General features: G+C 70.0%; 15 protein-coding genes. 4 read left to right on the top strand and 11 right to left on the bottom strand.

Annotated features, from left to right (window positions below; all coding sequences use genetic code 11):
• Nucleotides 1-389: 389 nt before the first annotated feature.
• From ACN469_RS19855 to truD, 6 genes are all read right to left on the bottom strand, one after another.
• The gene (locus ACN469_RS19855) at nt 390-1877 is read right to left on the bottom strand and encodes an FAD-dependent oxidoreductase (RefSeq protein WP_498770187.1); all 1488 of its coding nucleotides are present in this window, start codon (nt 1875-1877) and stop codon (nt 390-392) included.
• Nucleotides 1874-3220, bottom strand: coding sequence for a 2Fe-2S iron-sulfur cluster-binding protein (locus tag ACN469_RS19850; RefSeq protein ID WP_498770185.1), 1347 nt, complete (start codon nt 3218-3220; stop codon nt 1874-1876). Before ACN469_RS19850 ends, ACN469_RS19855 begins: the two co-directional genes overlap by 4 nt.
• Nucleotides 3221-3423: 203 nt before the next feature.
• Complete coding sequence (locus ACN469_RS19845; protein WP_498770183.1) at nt 3424-4926, bottom strand: DUF8173 domain-containing protein; 1503 nt, start codon at nt 4924-4926, stop codon at nt 3424-3426.
• A 7-nt stretch (nt 4927-4933) separates the two neighbouring features.
• On the bottom strand, nt 4934-5437 hold the full coding sequence (locus ACN469_RS19840; RefSeq protein ID WP_498770181.1) for a hypothetical protein: 504 nt from the start codon (nt 5435-5437) through the stop codon (nt 4934-4936).
• Nucleotides 5434-6003: an RNA polymerase sigma factor gene (locus ACN469_RS19835; RefSeq protein ID WP_498770188.1), complete on the bottom strand. Its 570-nt coding sequence runs from the start codon at nt 6001-6003 to the stop codon at nt 5434-5436. Before ACN469_RS19835 ends, ACN469_RS19840 begins: the two co-directional genes overlap by 4 nt.
• A 122-nt stretch (nt 6004-6125) precedes the next feature.
• Nucleotides 6126-7991: a tRNA pseudouridine(13) synthase TruD gene (gene truD, locus ACN469_RS19830; RefSeq protein WP_498770179.1), complete on the bottom strand. Its 1866-nt coding sequence runs from the start codon at nt 7989-7991 to the stop codon at nt 6126-6128.
• Nucleotides 7992-8198: 207 nt separating this feature from the next.
• On the opposite strand from truD, the gene ACN469_RS19825 reads away from it, so the two are divergent.
• From ACN469_RS19825 to ACN469_RS19815, 3 genes are all read left to right on the top strand, one after another.
• The gene (locus ACN469_RS19825; protein WP_498770177.1) at nt 8199-9860 is read left to right on the top strand and encodes an adenylate/guanylate cyclase domain-containing protein; all 1662 of its coding nucleotides are present in this window, start codon (nt 8199-8201) and stop codon (nt 9858-9860) included.
• Nucleotides 9857-12277, top strand: coding sequence for a serine/threonine-protein kinase (locus ACN469_RS19820; RefSeq protein ID WP_498770176.1), 2421 nt, complete (start codon nt 9857-9859; stop codon nt 12275-12277). The genes ACN469_RS19825 and ACN469_RS19820 overlap by 4 nt, the downstream gene beginning before the upstream one ends.
• A gap of 198 nt (nt 12278-12475) precedes the next feature.
• Nucleotides 12476-13426 carry a hypothetical protein gene (locus tag ACN469_RS19815; protein ID WP_498770174.1) on the top strand — a complete coding sequence of 317 codons (951 nt, stop codon included), beginning with the start codon at nt 12476-12478 and terminating at the stop codon, nt 13424-13426.
• Nucleotides 13427-13433: 7 nt separating this feature from the next.
• Here ACN469_RS19815 and ACN469_RS19810 read toward each other — a convergent pair whose 3' ends face one another.
• The 3 genes from ACN469_RS19810 to ACN469_RS19800 form a co-directional block, all read right to left on the bottom strand.
• Nucleotides 13434-15767 carry a hypothetical protein gene (locus ACN469_RS19810; RefSeq protein WP_498770172.1) on the bottom strand — a complete coding sequence of 778 codons (2334 nt, stop codon included), beginning with the start codon at nt 15765-15767 and terminating at the stop codon, nt 13434-13436.
• Nucleotides 15768-15914: 147 nt separating this feature from the next.
• A complete protein-coding gene (locus ACN469_RS19805; protein ID WP_498770170.1) occupies nt 15915-17513 on the bottom strand; it encodes a sigma-54-dependent Fis family transcriptional regulator in 1599 nt (532 codons plus the stop codon).
• Between the two features lie 15 nt (nt 17514-17528).
• Nucleotides 17529-18362 (bottom strand): MBL fold metallo-hydrolase, encoded by an 834-nt coding sequence (locus ACN469_RS19800; protein ID WP_498770168.1) that lies wholly within the window; start codon nt 18360-18362, stop codon nt 17529-17531.
• 299 nt (nt 18363-18661) lie between these two features.
• On the opposite strand from ACN469_RS19800, the gene ACN469_RS19795 reads away from it, so the two are divergent.
• Nucleotides 18662-19426: a ParA family protein gene (locus tag ACN469_RS19795; protein ID WP_498770166.1), complete on the top strand. Its 765-nt coding sequence runs from the start codon at nt 18662-18664 to the stop codon at nt 19424-19426.
• 51 nt (nt 19427-19477) lie between these two features.
• Here the strand turns inward: ACN469_RS19795 and rnk are convergent, their stop codons facing one another.
• Together rnk and ACN469_RS19785 are read right to left on the bottom strand one after the other, a co-directional pair.
• Nucleotides 19478-19894, bottom strand: coding sequence for a nucleoside diphosphate kinase regulator (gene rnk / locus ACN469_RS19790; RefSeq protein WP_498770164.1), 417 nt, complete (start codon nt 19892-19894; stop codon nt 19478-19480).
• 105 nt (nt 19895-19999) lie between these two features.
• A partial coding sequence (locus ACN469_RS19785) for an ELWxxDGT repeat protein (protein ID WP_498770162.1) occupies nt 20000-20920 on the bottom strand: 921 nt, incomplete at its 5' end.

Here is a 20920-nt window from a genome sequence, read left to right as displayed (position 1 = left end):
ACGCACGCATGCTCTTCGCGATCATCGGGGGACTCCTCCACCACGCGCGAGATTGCGCGCCGCGTGGGCCCCAGGCACACCGCGTGCCAGCGTCACCCGCAGGACACTCCCGCTCGGAAGGCCCGCCGCCCTCCGGCGCGAAGTGGTGCGTGCGTGCTCCGCTCTCCGCGCCGCTTGTGTAAAGGCCCTTCGCGCCGCCGCGACAAAGTCTCGTGATGTTCGCGATTTACATGTTTTACTGGAAGTGTCGTTTTCGTGGTCAGTCGCGGAGCGCGGTGTCGCGAGCCAGGACAGGGGCGGAAAAATCCACGGGCCGCGAACCGCTCCGGTGAAGGAGGAGAACGCGGCCCGTCGAAGGCGCGGGGCGGAGGGCTCCAGGGGGCCTGGCCTCAGCCGATGATCATGTCCTCGCGCTCCAGGGCGCCCTCGGAGAAGCGGCGCAGGTTGAAGCGGGTGAAGAGCTCGTCGGACTCACCGGTGACCATCCACTTCGCCATCCGCTCGGCGACGGCGGGGGCCATCATGAAGCCGTGGCCGACGAAGCCCGACATCTGGAGGAGGTTGTCCAGGCCAGGGGTGCGGCCGAGGATGGGGTTGTTGTCCGGCGTCACGTCGTAGCAGCCGGCCCACTGCCGGAGCACCTTCACGTGGCCCACGTGGGGCATCTGCTCCATGAGTGCGCGGGCGAAGCGGGACACGAAGCGCAGGGTGCTGCCCATGTTGAGCCCGGCGGGCTCCTTCGGGTCGCCCATGCCGCCCACGATTTCGCCGCGCATGGACTGGCTGAAGTAGAGGCCCGAGTCGAGCACTGACACCAGCGGCCCCAGGAAGGGCTTGAGGGGCTCGGTGCTGAGGATTTCGTGGCGATGCGGCTCGTTGGGGAGCTGCACGTCGACGAGCTTCGCCACCTCGGGGCTCCACGCGCCCGACGCGAGGACGACGGTGTCACAGGCGATGTCGCCCCGGTCCGTCTTCACCTTGCGAATCTGGCCGCCGCTGACCTCGAAGCCGGTGACGTCCGTGTACGTCTCCACGCGGACGCCCTTCTTCTTGCAGGCCTGCGCGTAGCCCCACAGGAAGGGCCAGGGGAAGATGACGCCGTCCTCGGGATTGAAGGAGGCCGCCACGCAGCCATTCATCGTCAGGCCGGGGACGATGTCGCGCGCCGCGTCCGGCGTGACGAGCCGCGTGGGCACGCCGTGGCGGTTGTGCAGCGTGACGTTGCGCTCCAGCCGTCTGGCCACCGCGTCCGTCCGGGCCAGGAACAGATAGCCGCCCTGGCGCAGCCAGACGTTGATGCCCATGTCCCGGGCGAAGGTCTTCATCAGGTCGATGGAGCGCTTGGCCAGCTCCAACAGCGCCGGGGTGCCCCACTGCATGCGCACGCCGCCGCCGTTGCGGCCGGACGCGCCCGCGCACAGGTAGCCGCGCTCCAGCACGACGACGTCCGTCTCCCCCTCGCGCGCCAGGTTGTACGCGAGCGCGAGTCCCATGACGCCGCCGCCGATGATGACCACCTTGGCCTTGGCGGGCAGGGGGCCCTCTGGCCGCAGCGCGCTGGCGAAGGTGTCCACGTCCTGGGGCAGGCCGCCCACGGGAGGCTGTGACTCGTCCACCGGGGCGGTGGCCAGCAGGCGCAGCTCGGTGGGGAACAGGGGAGGGCGTGGCGTGAAGGGCACCACCGCGGCCGGCTTGAGGGCCTTCTCCTGCTCCAGCAGCGAGGCCACCGCCGACAGGCAGCTCTTGCCCTGGCAGATGCCGGTGCCGAAGCCGGTGTAGCGCTTCACCGACTCCACATCGCAGTACCCGCGCGAGACGGCGTGCCGCACATCGTCCGCGGTGACGTCCTCGCACGAGCAGATCATCGACTTGCTCATGACAGCCCTCCCACCAGCGCCTGCGCCGCCCGTCGTCCCGCGACAGCGGCGTCCTTCGCGCTGCCTCCTCCGGTGAGGTCACCCGCGGCGAAGATGTCCGAGGCCTCGGTGCGGCCGTCCGCGTCCGCCTCCACCTTGAACAGTCCGCGCCCGGCGTCGAACACCACCTTGGCGCCGCCCTGTCGCGCCAGCTCGAAGCTGGGGCTCACCGGCACGGACACCAGCACCGCGTCACAGGACACCTTGCGCCGGCTGCCGTCGCGAGGCGCGAAGCTGAACGCGCGCACGTGGCGCATGCCGTGGGCCTTGGGCTCGGCGCCCGCCACCGCCAGCGCATGGGCCCCGGAGGGAGGCGAGCCCTTCAGGTCGACCACCGCGGCGAGCTTCACGCCGCGCTCCTCCAGGAGCTTCGCCAGGCCGTACAGCTCCTCGCCCCAGCCCACCAGCGCGGCGACCTCTGGAGCCACGTCGTACCGGCGCAGGAGCAGGCTGGCCGCGCGCCCCGCGTAGACGCCGGGCAGGTCGTTGTTCTCGAAGGGCACCATCGGCGGGTGGCCGCCGGGCGTCAGCAGGAAGCGCTCCGCGTAGACCTTCAGGAGCCGCACGCCGGTGGGCTCCGAGACGCCCACCACGAGGAAGCGTCCCTCCTGGTCGTCATACAGGCCCAGCACGGTGGCGCGGGTGGCGAGGCTGTCCGGCGCGAGCGTCGCCACGTCGACGATTGAAGGCGCGTCCTGCTCCGGAGCGCCGTGCGCCAGCCGTCCTCCCACGTGGTCCTCACGCTCGAAGAGGAGGAAGGGGACGCCGCGCTCGGTCAGCTCTCGCGCGGCGGCGAGCCCCGAGGCGCCCGCGCCCACCACGGCCACGCGGGTGCGCACCGTGCGGGACTCGGGCGACGCGGGGGCGGGCTCCTTGGGCAGCAGGCCCAGGCCCGCGAGCTGGCGGGCGACCTTGGCCATCACCTGTTCGGCGACGGGGACACCGGCGAACATCTCGTGGTGGTCCAGGCCCTTGGGGAAGAACCAGTCGATGGTCTCGAACACGTCCACCTTGGCGGAGGGGTACGCGTTCTGCCGCTCCAGCTTCATGCCGTCTCGCGCGGGCGTGCGGCACGCGTAGACGTTGGGCAGGCCGTCCACGCGCATCAGGCAGTGCGAGCAGGCGGCGGCGAAGCAGTAGGGCCCGCGAGGGCGGTGGTACTTCACGGAGCGGGCAAGCAGGGGCTCGCCCGCGGCGACCAGGGAGCACGCCACCGGCTCGCCTTCGATGGCGGGGATGCTCTCGCCCTCGAGGTCCACGGTGATGGCCCTGCCGCGCAACGAGGCGTCTGGGAGGCGTCGCATGGGTGCCGCGCAAAATGGCGTACCCGGACCGAGGGGTCAAAGCTTGTCGAGGCATGACGCACCCCGGTCATGGGGCCCATCCGACAGTCACGGTGATGGCGCGCTGGAACTTCTCTAAGACTGCCACCGAAACGACACCGGGGACCGCGACGGGCCGTCTGGGCTCGTGGTGATCCCCGGTGGGGACTTCTGGGAGCGGTGCGTTAAACCGGCTGCTCGGTGTGGGGATGGATGGGCTCCGGCATCCCACTGCCGCGCTGCCGGTACCCGAAGCGGGTGCGGATGACCGCGCCCAGGGCGACCAGGACCACGAGGGTGGAGACGATGGCGCCCAGCACCGGGATGGCGCCCACCACCATCAACACGAGCAAGCCCATGGCCAGCACCACCGCCTGCGTCTTACGACCGCGCATCACCGGCAGCCGCGTGCCCAGCTCGCTCGCCACCGCCGCGAAGCCGAGCGCCGCGGCGAGCGGGGCCGCCATCCACAGCACCAGCGCGGCGGGGATTCCGATGATGGTGATGGCCAGCACCACCGTGAGGGGAATCATCGCCACCACCCCGAAGAGGCCGGTGAGTCCGCTCTGCACCGGACGGGCGCGAATCTCGTCGCCGAGCTGCTTCATGCGCGCCGGGAAGAACATCTGGCCCAGGAAGCCCAGACCGAACAGCACCGCGAAGGTCAGGATGAAGGTGGCCAGCCCGCCCTCGTTGTTGTTGTCGTCCTCGTCGGAGTCCTGCGTGCGCTCGTGCCTCGGGCTGCGCGCCTCCTTGAGGCCCTCCTTCAGCTCACCGGCGACGATGCGGCCGATGTTCGCGCCGCCGAAGGTGTTGATGCTGCCCTCCACGTCGGAGCCGTCCTCGCGGTCCACGTTGCCGCCGAAGGAGGACACGTCGCCCTCCACCTTGGCGCCGGGCTTGAGCACGACGTTGCCGCCGAAGGCGTGCGCGTCTCCCTCCACGTGGCCTTCGATGACCAGGTTGCCGCCGAAGGCGACCGCGTCGTTCTCCACGTGGCCCTTCACGACCAGGTTGCCGCCGTACACCACCGCGCTCTGGACGTTCTGGCCTTCCTTCACCTCGAGCGACTGGCCGCGCGCCACGACATTGCGACCGCCGGAGCGGCGCGAGCGCTTCAGCCCGTCCCGGGTGCGGTGGATCTGCTCGCGGATCTGATCTCGAACCTCTTCCATCCCCTCCGCGTCGGCGCCGATGTTGTCCTCGGTGTTGCCCGCCTCCATGGCCTCCTCGTGAGACGGAGGCGTCGGAGGAGTGGCCGCCACGGGAGGCACGGGCGGAGCGGCGGGAGCGGGCGGGGCCGGAGCGACGGGCGGCGCCGAGGGAAGACCGAGTCCCTGCGCGGTGGCTTCCTTCTCGTGCGGCGTCATGGGCCGCAGGGTGATGATGGAGCCGTCCTGCTCCATGCGCAGCGAGTAGGCGCGGGACACGGTGCGCAGCGCCTGGTCGGCGGTGACGCCGCGCAGGTGCACCTCGGCGGGGACATCCAGGTCGCCGGTGACGACGAGGTTGAGGCCGCCCTTGTCGGCGATGGTCTTCAGCGCGTCGCGCAGGCTGCCACGGAAGCTGACGTCGATGCTCTTCGCGGCGGGAGCGGACGCGGTGCTGGCGGCCGGAGCGGACTCGGCGAGCGCGAGGGGGGCGCTCAGGAGCAACGCGGGAAGCAGGAATCGAGGGGAGATCTTCATGGGTCGCTCAGGCTTCCGAGGGGGTGGGGGCGCTGCCTGCGAGCCGCTTGAGGCCTGCCAGGGACGTGAGGAGGAGGAAGGCGAGGATGGCCGCCACGGCCAGACCCTCGGTGGACCACAGCGCGCGGGCGCCGCTCAGCACGCCCTCGGCGAACAACCGGCCTTCGACGAGGAACGACGCGACGCCCGTTCCCAACCGACCGAGCGCCTGGTCGTTCATCACCAGGAAGCCCAACCCACCGAGCAGCGAGGTGAGGAGGATGGTGAGCCCGGACCACACCTCGCGACGCTGCGGTACGGGCTCGGCCGCGACGCGGGCCATGACGCTGGCCACCAGGGTGGGCGGCGGAAGGGGGTCCGCCAGTCGGTACAGGTCCTGCTCCATCAGCCGGTGTTCTTCGAGGACGGCGGAGCACGCGTCACACTCGGCGGCGTGGTCCAGCGCGGGGCCTTCTCCGTCTTCCAGCTCGGCGAAGAGGACCTCGAGGTCGGGGCAAGGGTGCGCGCTCATCGGGAGGCCTCCTCGGTGGTCATCTTCTTGCGCAGCTTCTCTCGGGCCCTGAAGAGCCGGGCCATGATGGTGCCAGGGGCGCACCCGAGGATCTGCGCGATCTCCTTCGTCGTGCGCTTCTGGACGTAGTAGAGCGCAAGGACTTCACGGTCGTCGACGGAGAGGGTGGCCATGGCGTCCTCGAGCGACTGACGCTCCTCGCGGGCGATGGCGCCTTCCTCCTGCGACGCCTCGCCGCTGGGGAGGATCTCCTTCATGGGCTCCAACTCCTCGGTGCGCACCTTGGTGCGGCGCCGGAGCAGGTCCAGGCAGAGGTTGCGGGTGATGGCCAGCACCCACAAGTCGAAGGGCCGCGCGTCGTCGTACCGGTGGAGATTCTGGTACGCGCGCAGCAAGGCCTCCTGGGACACCTCGGCCGCCTCCGCCTCGCTCTGCAGGAGCCGGAGGGCTAGGCCGTAGACCTGGCGCTGGACACTGCGCACCAGGGACTCGAAGGCGGACGGGTCTCCCCGGCGGGCGGCCTGCACGTCGGCCTTCCAGGGGAGCGGGACGGCGTCGTCAGCCATCAGCATCCCGATGGCGTGGGCGAGCGTCCCGGGGGCGTCGTCGAGGGCAAGAGCGTTCACGTCCTGGTCTACGACGTGCCCGCTCTCCCATTGCGTCCAGACGTTTCATCCCCGTTGCAGACTTATTTCTTCCGTGATTTCGGGCGCTTGGCAGCCGTCTCGGCGCGAGCGACTTCCTTGGCGTCCTTGCGCAGGCGCGCCTTCGCGCGGAAGCCGAGCGGGGGAGCGGGTGCTTCCTTGGGCGGCTTGGGGCCCGCCTGGTCGGCGAGCGCCCGGCCCCTGGAGGGGGACTCCGAGATGTCATCCTCGCTCGAAGCCGACCGGCTCCGGGCGGGTGCCGCCGCCCATTCCGAGGGAGAGCGACGCGTGGAGGGCCCTTCCTCGCGGGACGCCCCACGACGAGCGGGAGGAGCCTCGCTCCGGGAAGAGGAAGTGCGGCGGGTCGACGAAGGCGCGTCCTCGCGAGCGGCCCCGGCTCCACGGCGGGCGGGAGCCTCGCTCCGGGAAGAGGAGGTGCGGCGAGTCGACGAAGGCTCGTCCTCGCGAGCAGCCCCGGCTCCACGGCGGGCGGGGGCGTCGCTCCTGGAGGAGGAGGCGCGGCGGCTGGAGGGGAACTCGGTCCTGGGGGAGCGGGCTCGCTCCTCGTCGCGGGTCAGCGAGCGGCGTGAAGACGTGGCGCCAGGTCGATCCGAGCGCTGCTCCTCGTCGCGGACGGGAGGGCCGCGGCGGCTCGACGGCGCGCCCTCGGCCTGACCTTCCTCGATGATGCGCGCGGTGCGCTCGCGCTGGGCGCGAATGTCGTCCGCGGTCTCCTCGGTGTACGCGAAGTGGAACAGGCGCTTGACGACGAGGGTGGCGTACGCGCCCGGCGGCAGCGTGAAGGCGACGTTGACCTTGATCTCCCCGCGGTTGATCTCATCCGGCTGGGTGCGGCCGATGACGAGCTTGTGCGGGAAGGAGAGGATGGGGCGCTCCTCGTGCTTGAAGTAGAGCATGCGCCCGGCCTCGGGGATGCGCAGGTCCTCGAGCTTCAGCTTCTCCCGGCCCAGCACCCAGCGGACGGCCTCTTCCACCTTGGGGTCCTTGAACGTGGAGTCGGGGGCGAGCAGGGGGAAGGTGGCCTCGCGCAGGGTGCGCAGCGTCTCCGCGTCCGCGTCGCGGTGGAACAGGAGCGTGCCGGCCTGGTAGCGCATGGGGAACAGCGACTCGCGCGGCAGGAGCAACTGGAGGTAGCGCCGCACTCCCTCGTTCCAGAGGAAGCTCTGGAAGGTGAAGAGCTGCATCGCCCGGTAGTCCGAGTCGATCTGCAGGAAGGCCTTCATGAAGTCCTTGGGGTGTTCCCTCAAGGAGCGCAGCACGCGGTGGTACTTCCGGGTGCCCTCGAAGGGGACGCGCGCGTCCCACTGGCCCCAGTTGTCGCGCCAGAAGGCCTTCACCTTGGCGTCCTCGGTGAAATCCAGCTCCGAGGGCTTGGCCAGGAAGTTGTGCAGCGCGGCCTCGAAGTCGCCCCGGATGAGGTCCTTGGCGATGAAGCCCTGGCCGTGCTTGAGCGAGCCGAAGCGCTGGCTGTCGAAGTAGTTGACGACGCCCAGGCGGTTGACCTCGGCGGCGGCCACGTTGAGGGGGCCCACGGACTCCGGACCCAGCGCCCGCACCGTGACGGAGAAGCGGTTGGAGGTGATGTTGGCCGAGGACAGGGCCTTGTTCGTCCGGCCCAGGAACTTCAGGCGCAGGTCGGGCTCCTGCATGTCCACGTCAGCGCCGTCCACGGCGATGATCTGCTCGGTGCGGCCCTGCTTGTCCTTCAGGCCGCAATAACTGATGGCGCCCGGCTTCAGGCCGAAGGCATCCCGCAGGCGGGTGACGGCGTCGAACGTGGACAGCTTCTGCTTGTCCATCAGGTAGACGCGGAAACGCCCTCCATCGACTTCGTCGAAGCGGTATGATTCCTTGACGCTGAAGTCTTCGGGCTTCTGTTTGATTCTCACGGGCCCCCCTTACCAGTGTGGGACCCAGGAGAGAAGCGGGGCGGAAGCGCGGTTGGGGGGTGGACCCCCCGGGTGACGCGCCGTCCCAGGAAATGGACGCTGACCAGCCGTGCAGCCCTTCGGAGGCCCTTCGGGTCGGACAGCCCCACCAGACATTCCCCGTGAGGGAGAGGCTCTGGTAGTGTCCGCGCCGGTGAGGATTCGCGCGTGAGCCAGGTTCCCGCCCCATTCGCTCCTAAATCCGGGCAGCTTCGAGGCCCCCGGCTGACCGGGCGCTTCGCGGACGGCACTCTGGGGGAGTTTCCCCTGGGGCCGCTGACGTCACTCGGCCGCCATCCGTCCAACACGTTGCGCCTGGTGGACCGGGAGGTCTCCAAGGAGCACGCGACGATTGAGCGGCTGGGCAAGGACTTCGTCCTGAAGGACCTCGGGTCCTCGAACGGGACGTTCGTCAACGGCAAGAGGGTGAAGGAGCTGAAGCTGAAGGACGGGGACGAGATTGCCCTCGGCTCCTCCCGGCTCATCTTCCACAGCGGCGAGCCGGCGGTGAACCACGCCGCGCCCACCGCGCCCGGTGTGACGGTGGTGGCCCAGTCGGTGTCCATGCCCGCCTTCCTGGCGCAGATGGACCAGGTGCCGCAGAACTTCCGTCCGGTGGAGTTGATGACGGACGTGGAGGCGCTGCGCCGCGACTACGAGAAGCTGCGCATCGCCCACGAGTTCCACCGACAGGTGGGTCTGCAGGGCAGCCAGACGGCCCTCTTCGAGCAGATCCTCAAGGTGGCCTTCCAACTGCTCGCCGCGGACCACGGCGTCATCCTGAAGGTCGCCGGGGACGGGGAGTTCATCCCGGCGGCGGTGCACCACCGCACTGGCAAGCCCGTCAACGTCATGCTCTCCGACACCGTGTTGAAGCGGGTGGTGGAGACGGGCAAGGCGGTGCTGACGGCGGACGCCATCATCGACGAGCGCTTCTCCGCGGCGGAGAGCATCGTCGCGCAGGGCATCCGCTCCGCCATGGCGGTGCCGCTGATGGTGAACGCGAAGATCCAGGCGGTGCTCTTCCTGGACAGCCGTCAGCAGATCAACGCCTTCTCGGAGAAGGACCTGAACATCCTCTCCGGCATCGCCTCGCAGGCGAGCATCGCGCTGGAGAACGTGTCGCTGGGCGAGCAGATCCGCGCGGAGGCCGTGACGCGCGCGGAGCTCAGCCGCTTCCTGTCCAAGGCGGTGGCGGACGCGGTGATCTCCGGCGAGACGGAAGACTTGCGGCAGAGCCGGTTGGCGGAGGTGAGCTGCCTGTTCGCGGACATCCGCGGCTTCACGACCATCTCCGAGAACGAGTCTCCGCAGGAAGTGGTGTCGATGCTGAACATGTTCTTCACCGCGATGGCGGACGTGGTGTTCCGCTACGAGGGGAACCTGGACAAGTTCATCGGCGATTGCGTCATGGCGGTGTGGGGTCCGCCGCTCTCGCACCCGGACGACGCGGCGCGGGCGCTGCGGGCGGCGCTGGAGATGCAGGACGCGGTGGAGGAGATCAACCGGCAGCGCATCGCGATGGGCAAGAAGCCCATCGAGGTGGGCATCGGCATCAACACCGGCCAGGCGGTTGTCGGCTACATGGGCAGCGCGGAGCGGCATGAGTTCACGGCCATCGGGGACACGGTGAACACGGCGTCTCGGCTGTGCGGCATGGCGAAGAGCGGCGAGGTGCTCGCGTCGGAGTCGACGGTCCGCAGGTCCGGGCCGGGCTTCGACGTGGAGCAGCTGGCGGCGCTGACGGTGAAGGGCAAGGAGAAGGCCGTTCCCACGTATCGTGTCCACGGCGTGGAACACACGACCGCTGCTTCCCCGCGCCGCGCATGACGACGACCCAGGAGTGCCCCAACTGCGGGATTCAGCACGACACCCGGGTCTATGTCAGCGGCCAGAAGGTGGCGTGCCGCTGCGGCATCCGCTTCGAGGTGCGGCGGCAGGACGTGGGTGGCGCTCGCGCGACGTCCACCCTCACCGTCGCCCCGCACCGCGCGCAGGGGGCCTCCGAGAACACTCGGGACACCGTGGTGCCAGGGCTGGGCGCCGACGAGCGCGCCCCCCGGAGCACGACGAGCTACGCGAACGGTGGAGCCCTCCGGGACGCCTCGCAGCTGGAGGAGCGTGAGCCCCCACGTGACGAGCCCGCCTCGGTCCATGGCCGGGTGACGCAGGTGGGCGGCTCGACTGAGCGCAGGAGTCCGCAGTCGAGCGGCATCGAGGTGCTGGGCGTGAATTTCGGCGCGGCGCAGCCGTCGAGCACGGGCGCTTCCCCGAGTGACATGGCGCTTCCAGGGGTTCCACTTCCGAGCGCGGACGTGGCCCCTTCGTTCAATGCCGATAGCGGGCCGAACGGTGTGGCGCTTCCGTCCTCCACACCTGGTCTGGAGGTACCCGTGGGTGCAACGGTGGTTCGGTCAACGGCGCCGACGGGACGTGGCAACCCGGACTCCGACTTGGACATCCACAAGGTGGACACCTTCGTGGCGGGGGTGCGGGTGGAGCTGCCGGGCTTCGAGCTGCTGGAGCTGCTCGGGCGCGGAGGCATGGGCGAGGTGTGGCTCGCGCGGCAGACGTCGCTGGGGCGCACGGTGGCGGTGAAGCTGTTGCCGCCGAAGCTGGCGAAGGACCCGGAGTTCGTGGCCCGGTTCGAGAAGGAGGCCACCGCGCTGGCCGCCCTCAACCACCCGAACATCGTGCAGATCATCGACCGGGGTGTCGCGGGCGACGAGCACTACTACTTCGTCATGGAGTTCGTGGAGGGCCGCTCGCTGCGAGAGGCCATCACCGCTGGCGCGCTGTCGCCGCAGCAGAGCCTGAGGTTGATGCTCCAGGTGGCTCGCGCCGTCGAGTGCGCGCACGACAAGGACATCATCCACCGCGACCTCAAGCCGGAGAACATCCTGCTGGACGGGCGGGGCAACGTGAAGGTGGCGGACTTCGGGCTGGCGGGCATCCGGCAGTCGGAGTCCCGGTTGCAGCTCACCGCGACCGCCGTGGCCATGGGCACGCTGAACTACATGGCCCCGGAGCAGCGGCGCGACGCGAAGAACGTGGACGGGCGCGCCGACCTGTTCTCGCTGGGCGTGGTCCTCTACGAGCTGCTCACCGGGGACGTGCCCCTGGGGCGCTTCAAGCTGCCGTCCCAGCGCGTGCCGGGGTTGGACCCGCGCGTGGACCTGGTGGTGGAGCGCCTGCTGGAGACGGAGCCGGAAGCCCGCTACGAGAAGGCGGGGGAGCTGTGCGCGGCGCTGGAGGCGATGATCTCCACCTCATCCGCGCCGGGCCTGATGACGGGCATCCAGCCGGCGCGGCAACTGGCGACGGCACGGGCCCAGACGACGAGCCAGATTACCCGCCGCCTGCGCATGGGCTGGCGCCAGGTGCGCAGCGGGCTGTCCATCGTGGGCGGGCTCGCGGTGATTGGCCTGGCGACGCGCGTGTTCATGGACGCGTCGGGCCAGAATGGGACCGAGCGGAACCCCACGGAGAAGTCCAGGCGGGTGCGCACGCCCACCCGACCGTTTCCGCCGAACACGTATGGAGAGGTCTTCACCACGTCGAACGTGGTGATGGCCCAGAAGCCCGGCGGGGAGACCCGGTTTGGAGTCTCCTTCGAGGGCGAGGGCACCGAGGAGTTCAACCTCCACAGCGGCCGGTGGGTGATTGAAAACGGTGAGCTCAAGGCGTGGCAGGGCGGCCAGGATGCCTCGGGGCAGAAGCTGGTGCCGCGCGCCTACGTGGCGCGCCGCTACTTCGCGGCCAACGACTTCGACGCCCAGGTGTTGATGGACGTCAGGCCGCTCGGGGACGAGTACCCCGAGGAGCCGGACGCCCAGCACTACGGCGAGCTGTCCTTCCGCATCAAGGATCTCCAGGTGTCGACCTTCGCCATTCCGGGAGTGGGGATGCGCCTGGCGTGGCGCTACTTCACCGAGGATGGCCACGAGGTGGTGGGCAACAGCACGGAGAACACGGACGGGCTCGTCGAGGACGAGATGCCGCTGCCGGCGACAGGGCCCTACCTCGTGCGACTGAAGTTGAGCCCGAAGGCGGAGGGCGTCGTGCTGGCGGAGGGGTTCCTCGGCAAGCAGCGCTTCGCCCGGAAGCTGCTGCCGGGCCTGAAGGGCCGCGTCGGCAAGGTGGCCGTTGGATGCCGCAACCTGGCCTGCACGTTCGATGACCTGGAGGTCAAAGGCCAGTTGAAGGAGCGTCCTCCCCGTCAGGCGGTCGCGGGCCAGGAGCAGTAGTCCCCAGTCTCCTGTTTCCGACACTCCCCGCGCATCGCCTCGGGGCCTGTCAGGGTGGGCAAGTGTTCTCCTGACGAGGGCTGTCGTCGGTGGGACGGGTTCTCGCCCTGGACGACCTTGCGCGGGCTTCGCGGGCGTCCCACTTTCTTCCGGTGTTCGGGGCCCTGGGGGGCTCCATTCGAGCGGCCGGGGGACGGGATGGAATTCTGGCGCGTCGTGTTGGCGCCCATCTATGCGGCGTTCCTGGCGGCGCTCGTCGTGGTGGCGTTCACGTTCGGACGGCGAGGCGCGCGAGCCCGCGTCCCGAGACTTCCGCTGGTCTGGTTCGGAATGCTGGCCCTGGGGGCGCTCGCGCTGGTGCTGGGCCTCGGGGACGGTGAGGTGCCCGTGGTGCTGTCGGCCGAGGCCCTGGGCAAGTCCCTGGCGCTCGCGCTGCTGGTGGTGGCGGCCCTGTTGGCGGTGCGCGGCACGCGGGTGCGCTCGGGCGCGGACCTGCTGCGGGGCACTGCGCCCAGGTCCTTGGACGAGGCCGTGGCGGCGCTGCGCTCCGGTGACTCGTCGGGCTGGGGCGTCTACCAGGGCACGCTCGATGCCGAGGAGGTGCTCGCGTCCCCGGGCGGCGTTCCCTGTGCCTTCTTTGAAGCCGAGCTTCGCGAGGTGGCGGCGGACGGCCGGAAGGGCGCGCTGCTGTCGCGAGAGCGGGCGTACTCGCCCACGCTGATGTTGCGAGGCGCGAAGGTCCGGGCGCGCGTGAGGTTCTCTCCCGCGTCGTTGATGGCGCCTGTTCGGCCGCGCCGCTGTCGGACGCTGTCGGTGCTGGCGCCGTCGCCCTGGTTCGAGGAGGCGCCCGTGGGGCCACAAGGGCGCGAGCTGTCTGGGACGAGCGAAGGGGGCGACGAGCCCCAGGCGCTGTCCTGGGAGCGCGTGGGCAGCGCGGGCGACACCTGCTTCGTGGTGGGCGAGCTGCGGCGTGGCGCGAGTGAGGGCACCTACGAGCTGCGTGGCCGGCACGGGGGCGCGGCGATGGTGGTGCTGGGCACGGATGCGGACGTCACGCGAGGCACGCTGGCGCGCCTGGCGTGGCGGCACTTCGCGGCGGCCGGAGCGATGTCCATGGCCGCCGCGTTGATGCTGTCGCGCTCGATGTGAGCGCGCGCTACGGCGTGGGCGAGGACGGCCCCCACGCCGTGGAGAACACGAGCTGCTCCTGACTGTCGGCGAGCCGCACGGTGAAGGTCCGCTCGATTCCGCCCAAGCCCCGAGCCGTGCCCTTGGCCAGCTCCGCCAGCACCGCGCCGGCCGTGCGCAGGTGGAAGCCCGTGTTCCACAGGCCTTCCAAGTCCCCGTGCACCGTGCGCAGCTCCTCGCCGCTGCGGCGCTCATCGATGGAGCGGCGCAGGCGCACCAGGCCGTCCACGAAGCGGCGGCACTTGGCCAGCGTGTTGCGGTTCTTGTCCGTGACTTCCGCGAAGCTGAAGTTGCCGCCGGGAGGCTGCCACGTCTTCTCGCGCAGCAGCAGGCCGGAGGCGAGCTGCCTCACCGTGGAGTCCTTCTCGATGAACCACGCGGCGATCTGCGCGGCGCGGGTGGGGGAGAGGTCTCCGGAGAGGAAGCTGCCCTTGTTCATCACCTCGGTGAGGTACGACTCCCAGATGGGCCCGTAGACGAGCCTGCGGAACTCCGGTGTCACGCGCGCCGTCTGCTCGCTCCACGGCATGGCGCGGGCGAGCGCCCGTGAGAAGAGCTTCAGGTCGAACGTCTGGAGCCGCGGCACCAGCTCGCGCAGCATCTCGTCGGAGACCTTCAACTCGACCTGCGTCTGAACGTCCGTCTTGCCCAGGTGCGACTCGAGCTTCGACGTGACGCTGGCCGCGTCATTGGCATCCAGCACGCCCCAGACGACGGCGTCGTCCACCGCGACTTGAAGCTCCTGCTTCGTCAGCTTCTTCTTCTGCCCCCACAGCAGCATGTGCAGGCCGTAGCGGAAGTCCGACGCGGCCGGGGCCGGGGCGAAGGACTCCATGTCCGCCCGGAAGTCCACCGCCCAGCGGTTGCGGTGGCCCATCAGCGCGTCCTCGTAGGCGCGCTGTCCGAGGAACGCCTGCCGCCGCGCGCCCTGCGTATTCTCCTGCGACACCCACGTCTGCTTGAGCGAGCCGCGCGCCTTGAACACCTCGAAGGTGCCCAGGCTCAGCGAGAAGCCGACGGTCTGCTGGAGCGTGAAGGACGCGGTGTTGAGGTAGTTCTTCAGCGTGAACCTGCCCGCGTTCTCCGGCGCGCGCAGCCACGACATCAAGTCCACCAGGTTGCCGAGCACCAGCTGGCCGTGGAAGTTGAGCGCGGTGGCCTCATCCAGCTCGACCTCCAGCAGCGTGGAGGACTCGGAGATGCGCAGGTATTCGTACTGGAAGGCGGCGCCGATGCGCGCCTTCACCACCTTCTCCAGCGCGCCCTCCACCTTCTGCTTCAGCTCCTCCCACTCCTGCTTCAGGTGGTCCAGGTTGACGAGCTGCGGGTCCAACCCCAGCCGCTCCAGCACCGAGCGAAGCAGCGCCAGGTCCTCCGCGGACGCCACCTTCTGGAGGGCCTTGTCGATGAGCTCCTCGACCTTCGCCTCGGCCTGTCCGGCGAGCGCCGACAGCACTTCCTTGAGCCGCGCCTGCACGGCCTCGGGGTCGGCGAAGGCGACCTGGATGCCCAGGCCCGCGCCCTGCGAGGCCTCATGGGACTTGGCCTTGCGCACCGTGAGCTGGAGGCGGCCCGGGCTCGGACGGGAGAAGCTGAGCTGGTAGTCATCGGTGAGCGAGACGCGCGCGCGCACCAGCGCGATGATGGACGTCTTCAGCTCGATGAGCTCGCTGCTCCGGACGAAGGACAGGTCCCCCAGGTTGGTGGTGAAGAGGTCCGCCCAACCCAGGTCCAGCCCCGTCTCCAGCATGCCGCGCACCCGCCACGACAGCGCGTCACCCGTCCCCAGCTTCGTCAGGTCCGTCGAGTTCACCAGCAGGCGCGGCGACGCGAGGTCCTCCTTCGCGGCCTCGCGCATGTTGCGCGCCAGCGGATGCGCGCGGTAGTCGCTGAGCGTGGCGGACAGCTCCGTCTTTCCGTTGGCGGAGACGAAGGTGTACCGGCCGGAGGCCCCCGCCTTGACGAGCCCGGTGGCCTGATAGCGCATCCACCCCTTGTCGCCTCCCAGGATGAGCTGCGGACGCGGCGAGTCCGAGGGCGGGGCGTTCGCGGCGGCGGCCTCGCCGATGATGCCGTTCTCGTCCACGTCGCCGGAGGAGTTGAAGTTGCGGACGGTGGCCTCGGCGCTGGCCTCGAAGGAGAGCGCGAAGTCGCCCAGGTTCAGCTTCGGGGGGAGGATGCCTTCACGCGTGAGGCCCTCCTGCGCCAGCGTCACCCGGATGTCCTGGTCCTGGAGCTTCACATCCGGAATCTTCTCGGCCAGCTCCGCCGGCAGATTGGCCAGCGTCTCAATCACCTTCATGTGAATCCCCCTCGGCCTGCATGGAAGTGCCGACCCAGCATGCTCCAGGTTATCCCGGGAGGCACGCGTTGTCGGCTTCGAGGTGGAGTCCTGCTCTGGCCCGGCTGGCAGCCAGGGCGAGCGGGTGTGAGCGCGCGGCGCGGGAGGTCACACCTCGTCGCCGAGGCCGTACTCCTTGAGCTTCCGGGCGAGCGTGTTGCGGCCAATCTCCAGCACCTTCGCGGCGGCGGTGCGGTTGCCCTTCACCGAGTCCAGGACGCGCAGGATGTGGAGGCGCTCCACCTCCGCCAGGGGCAGCAGGTGGGCGTCGGCCGATGACGACGGAGTGGCCGTCGTGCGGGCGGGGTCCGCCATCGACTGGGGCGCGGTGCCCGAGGAGGGCAGCCGGTCCATGTCGGGCAGGGGCAGGTGCTCCTCGAGGATTTCGCCCTCGCACAGCACCACCGCGCTCTCGATGCAGTTCTCCAGCTCGCGCACGTTGCCGGGCCAGCGGTAGCGCTTGAGGCGCTCCAGCGCGAGCGGGCTGAGTCGAGGTGGTGGCAGCCGGTGCCGGCGCGCGACGGCGGCGACGAAGTGTCGGGCCAGTCGCTCGATGTCCTCCGCGCCGCGCTCACGCAGCGGGGGCAGGACGACCTCGACGACCTTGATGCGGTAGTAGAGGTCCTCGCGGAAGCGGCCCTCCGCCACCATGCGGGCCAGATCCCTGTGCGTGGCCGCGACGATGCGCACGTCCACCTTGATGGCCTGGGTGCCGCCCACGCGCTCGAACTCGCGGTCCTGGATGACGCGCAGGAGCTTGCCCTGCACCGGGAGGGGCAGCTCGCCAATCTCGTCGATGAACACCGTGCCGTTGTCCGCCGCCTCGAACTTGCCGGGCATGCGGTTGTCCGCGCCGGTGAAGGCGCCGCGCTCGTGGCCGAACAGCTCGTTCTCGATGAGCGTGGCGGGCAGCGCGGCGCAGTCCACCTTGATGAAGGGCTTGTCTCGGCGGGGCCCGTTGACGTGCACCGCGCGCGCGAACAACTCCTTGCCGCTGCCGCTCTCGCCGCGCAGCAGCACCGTGGCGTCGGTGGGCGCGGCCTTGCGCACCAGCCGGTAGATGGCCTGGAGCTGCGGGGACTCGCCGATGATGCGGTTGAAGAAGTAGCCGACGGGGGCCTGGGGCTGGTCCTTCGCGCGCTGCAGCTCCTGGTACAGGCTGGTGCTCTGCAGGGCGGTGCTCACCTGCGAGGCAATCGCGTCGAGCCGCTCCGTGTCCTCCGGGGTGAAGCGATCTCCCCCGCGGCGGTTGAGCACCTGGAGCACGCCGTACAGCGCGCCGTCCGCGTCGCGCAGGGGCACCGCGAGCAGGCTGGTGGTGCGGTAGCCCGTCATCCGGTCGATGTCCGCGAAGAAGCGCTGCTCTCCGCGCGGGTCCGGGACGTTGATGGGGTGGCCCTCCTGGGCCACGGTGCCCGCCACTCCCTGGCCCAGCTTCACGCGAATCTGCGACACCTCCGGCAGGTGCGCGGCGCGGCTGAACAGCTCCCGGCGCGCCGGGTCCAACAGCCACAGCGTCCCCCGGTCCGCCTGCATGGTGGCGGCGATGCGGTCCATCAACGTCTGGAGGAACGCATCCAGGTCCACCTCTCTGCCGACGAGCGCTCCGAAGGGGAGGAGGACCTGGGTGATGTCCGCGGCAGGGGGCATGGTGGGCAGAGGCGGGAGGATGAAGGCCGACGCGTCACCATAGCATTCGAGTGCCATCGTTCGGCCCACCTCTCAGGCCGCGCGGCCCAGCACCAGGCGCTGGCCCTCGCGCGCCGGCTCGCACACGGGGAAGAGGGTGCGCGCCTGCTCGGCCATGTCCTCCAGCGTCTCGTCCGTGTGCGCCGGGTCATGGTGGAACAGGCACAGCCGCCGCGCGCCCACCGTCTTCGCCACGTCCGCCGCGTCCATCATCGTCGAGTGGCCCCAGCCCTTCTTGGGGATTCCCTTGCGGCCGTCGTACTCCTCGGGCGTGTACTGCGCGTCCAGGCACAGCACGTCCGCGCCCTCGAACAGGCGCCCCACCTCCGGCGTCAAATCCTTCCGGCACAGCTCCACGTCCGTGGCGTAGATGAACGAGTGCCCATCCGCCTCCACCCGGTACGCCAGGCACCCCTGCGGGTGCGGCACGTCGATGGGCGTCACCTTGAAGGGCCCCACCTCCACCGTCTTGCCGTGAATCGCGGACAGGAAGTCCATCCGCGAGCGCATGATGCTCAGCGGCACCGGGAAGTGCGGAGGCTGCATCTGCGCCGCCAACTCCGACTGGAGCGCCTGCGCGCCATTCGCGCCGGGCCCGTACATCGTCAGCTCCGTCGTGGGCAGGTACGCGGGCGTGAAGAAGGGGAAGCCCTGCACGTGGTCCCAATGCAGGTGCGAGAAGAACATCGCGACCTTGTGCGGCGGGCCCTCGCGCATCATCACCTCACCCAACGCCCGGATGCCCGTGCCCGCGTCGAGGATCAACCGGTGCCCCTGGCTCGTCACCTCGACGCACGCCGTGTTGCCGCCGATGCGCGAACCAGAGACAGCGATGCTCCCCCGAACGCCGTAGAACCGGATATCCATGACGACCTCCTCATTCAATGGAGGGCCTCCGTGAGGAAGCCCTGATGCCCCGTGCTTGAGCACGTGGGATGCCATGTCCAAGTGGCTGGAATTATTGACGAGAGGTCTGACGTTGCGGGGCACTGCACCATTCTGGAGCGCCCCCGGATGGTGCGGCCGTACCATTCCGGAGCGTCCGGAATTATCGGGAGTTCCGATTAACGAACGGGGTGGCGCGGGGCCTTCGTGGCGCGGTGGCTGGGGCTGGCGAGGGTCCCTGGTCCGGTCGCCCGCGTGGGAGATCCGGTATAGGACGGGCCATGGCGTTGATTGCGTTCTGCACCATCAAGGGTGGCGTGGGGAAGACGACGCTCTGCGCGCACGTGGCCTCGGCGTTGGCGGATATGGGCAAGCGCGTGTTGCTGTTGGACCTGGATCCCCAGGCCCACGCGTCGCTCGTGTTGGGGCTGGAGAGTCGCGAGGGGCCGTGTATCGCGGAGGCCCTGGGCGCGCGGCCCAAGTACCGGTTGGATCAGGTGGTGGTGGCGTCACCGAAGCGGCCCACGCTCTTCATCGCGCCCGCGGCGCCTCGCATGGCGGCGATGGAGCGCGAGCTGTTCCAGTGGGGCCACCGCCTCCAGGCGATTCCGCGCGCCTTGAAGACGCTGAGCTGGACGCCGGACGTCATCATCGCGGACACGCCGCCGAGCATCGGCGCGTACACGGAGGCGGTGCTGGGCTTCTCCGACCTCGTCGTGGCGCCGGTGCCCACGGGGGCCTTCGCGCTCCAGGGGCTGGGGGAGATAGAGACGGCGTGGCGCGAGGTGCGTGAGCAGCAGGGCGGCGAGCTGGTGGCGGTGCTGAACCTGTGGGATCGGCGCACCACGGCGACGAACGAGGCGATGGAAGAGGCGCTGAAGGACTCGACGGTGCCGGTGCTGCGCGCGCGGATTCCGCGCTCGGAGTCCATCAATCAAGCGGGGCTGGGCTACGAGGTGGTGTTCGACACGAGCCCCGCGGCGCCGGGTGTCGAGGAGCTGCGGGCCCTGGCGCAGGAGCTGGCGAAGCGCGTGGGCCTGCGCTGATGCGGCGTGGGCACCCGCCCCGGGAGCACGGGACGGGCGCCTCCGCGCGAATCAGAGGTGGTAGTGGCCAGCAGCCTCGGGCTGGTAGGGCACGGCGACGATGCGCAGTCGCTTGGTGCGCCCGCTCGGGAGCGGCCAGACGATGGACTGCCCCACGGACAGGCCGATGAGGGCGCTGCCGATGGGGGCCAGCACGGAGATGCGACCCTCGTCGCTCTTCGCGTCCCTCGGGTAGACGAGCGTCACCTGACGCTGCTCGCCGGTCTGCTCATCCTCGAACAGCACGGTGCTGTTCATCGTCACGACGCTGGGGGGAACCGTCTCCGAGGACACCACCTGGGCCCGGGACAGCTCCCCATCAAGCATCTCCGCGAGCTCGGCCGTGCGGCCCCCTCCATGGTGGTCGATGACCTGGCGCAGACGCTCCAGGTCGGTCTCAGTCACGATGAGGGACTGCTCGCTGGTCATGTCGATGGCTCCCGTGAAAAATAAAGAATGAGAATAGGGTGAACACGGCGGCAACGGCTGGGAGAAATATCTATTCCCGGCGAGCCCGGAGAGCCATGCAGGGGCTCAGCCGCCATCGTCCGGGAGCTTCAGGACCCACCACTCGATTCCCTGGGCTCCGTCGTCCGCGAGGAAGAAGACCTTCTGCCCCGCACGCGTGAAGAAGTAGGGGAAGGCGCCGAGCTGTCCCGGGGCCAGCTCCTGTCGTAACCGCGTGCCCGCTTGCGTGCCGTCGGTCGCCCAGAGCTCCGCGCCGTTGACGCCGTCGTCCGCGTGGAAGAGGGCCGTCGAGCCCACGCCCGTCATCCAGCGGGGCTCCGAGTGCGCGGGGCCCGGGCGGAGGTCCTTCACCAGGGAGGCGCTGCCGGGCGCGCCGTCGGTTCGCCACAGCTCGATGCCGTGGGTGCCGTCATCGGCGCTGAAGAGGACGCTCGAGCCGAGCGCGCCGAACCACAGGGGATAGGAGCCCTCCGGACCGGGCCGCACGTCGAAGGCGAGCGCGGTGCCGCTCTCGGTGCCATCGCTGACCCAGGGCTCGCGGCCCACCGTGGGGTCCGCCGCCGCGAAGAACACTCGGTCCGCCGCCACCGTGAAGGTGTCCGCGTGCGAGCTGCTCGGGCCCGGCCAGATATCGTGAAGGAGCCGGGTGCCCGCCTCGGTGCCATCGCTGACCCAGGGCTCCTCGCCGTGCTCGTCGTCGTTCGCGGTGAAGACGAGCACCGAGCCGAGCGCGGTGGGCGAGGTGGGGAACGAGCCGGTGGGGCCTGGAAGGATATCCTTCACCAGTCGCGTACCGGCCTCGGTGCCATCGCTGACGCCGAGCTCCCAGCCGGCGTCGGGGAAGTTCGCGAGGAAGAAGAGGCGCGAGCCCACGATGGTGAGGCCGCGAGGCGAGCTGTCCTCCGCGCCGGGAGCCAGGTCCTTGACGAGCAAGGTGCCCGAGGTGGTGCCGTCCGTGCGCCACAGCTCCTCGCCGTGGCTCGCGTC

The sequence above is a fragment of the Corallococcus terminator genome (assembly GCF_049194865.1).
GTDB lineage: Bacteria > Myxococcota > Myxococcia > Myxococcales > Myxococcaceae > Myxococcus > Myxococcus terminator_A.
Note: the sequence above shows the minus strand (reverse complement) of the source record. Positions and strands in the feature narration are given on the sequence as shown.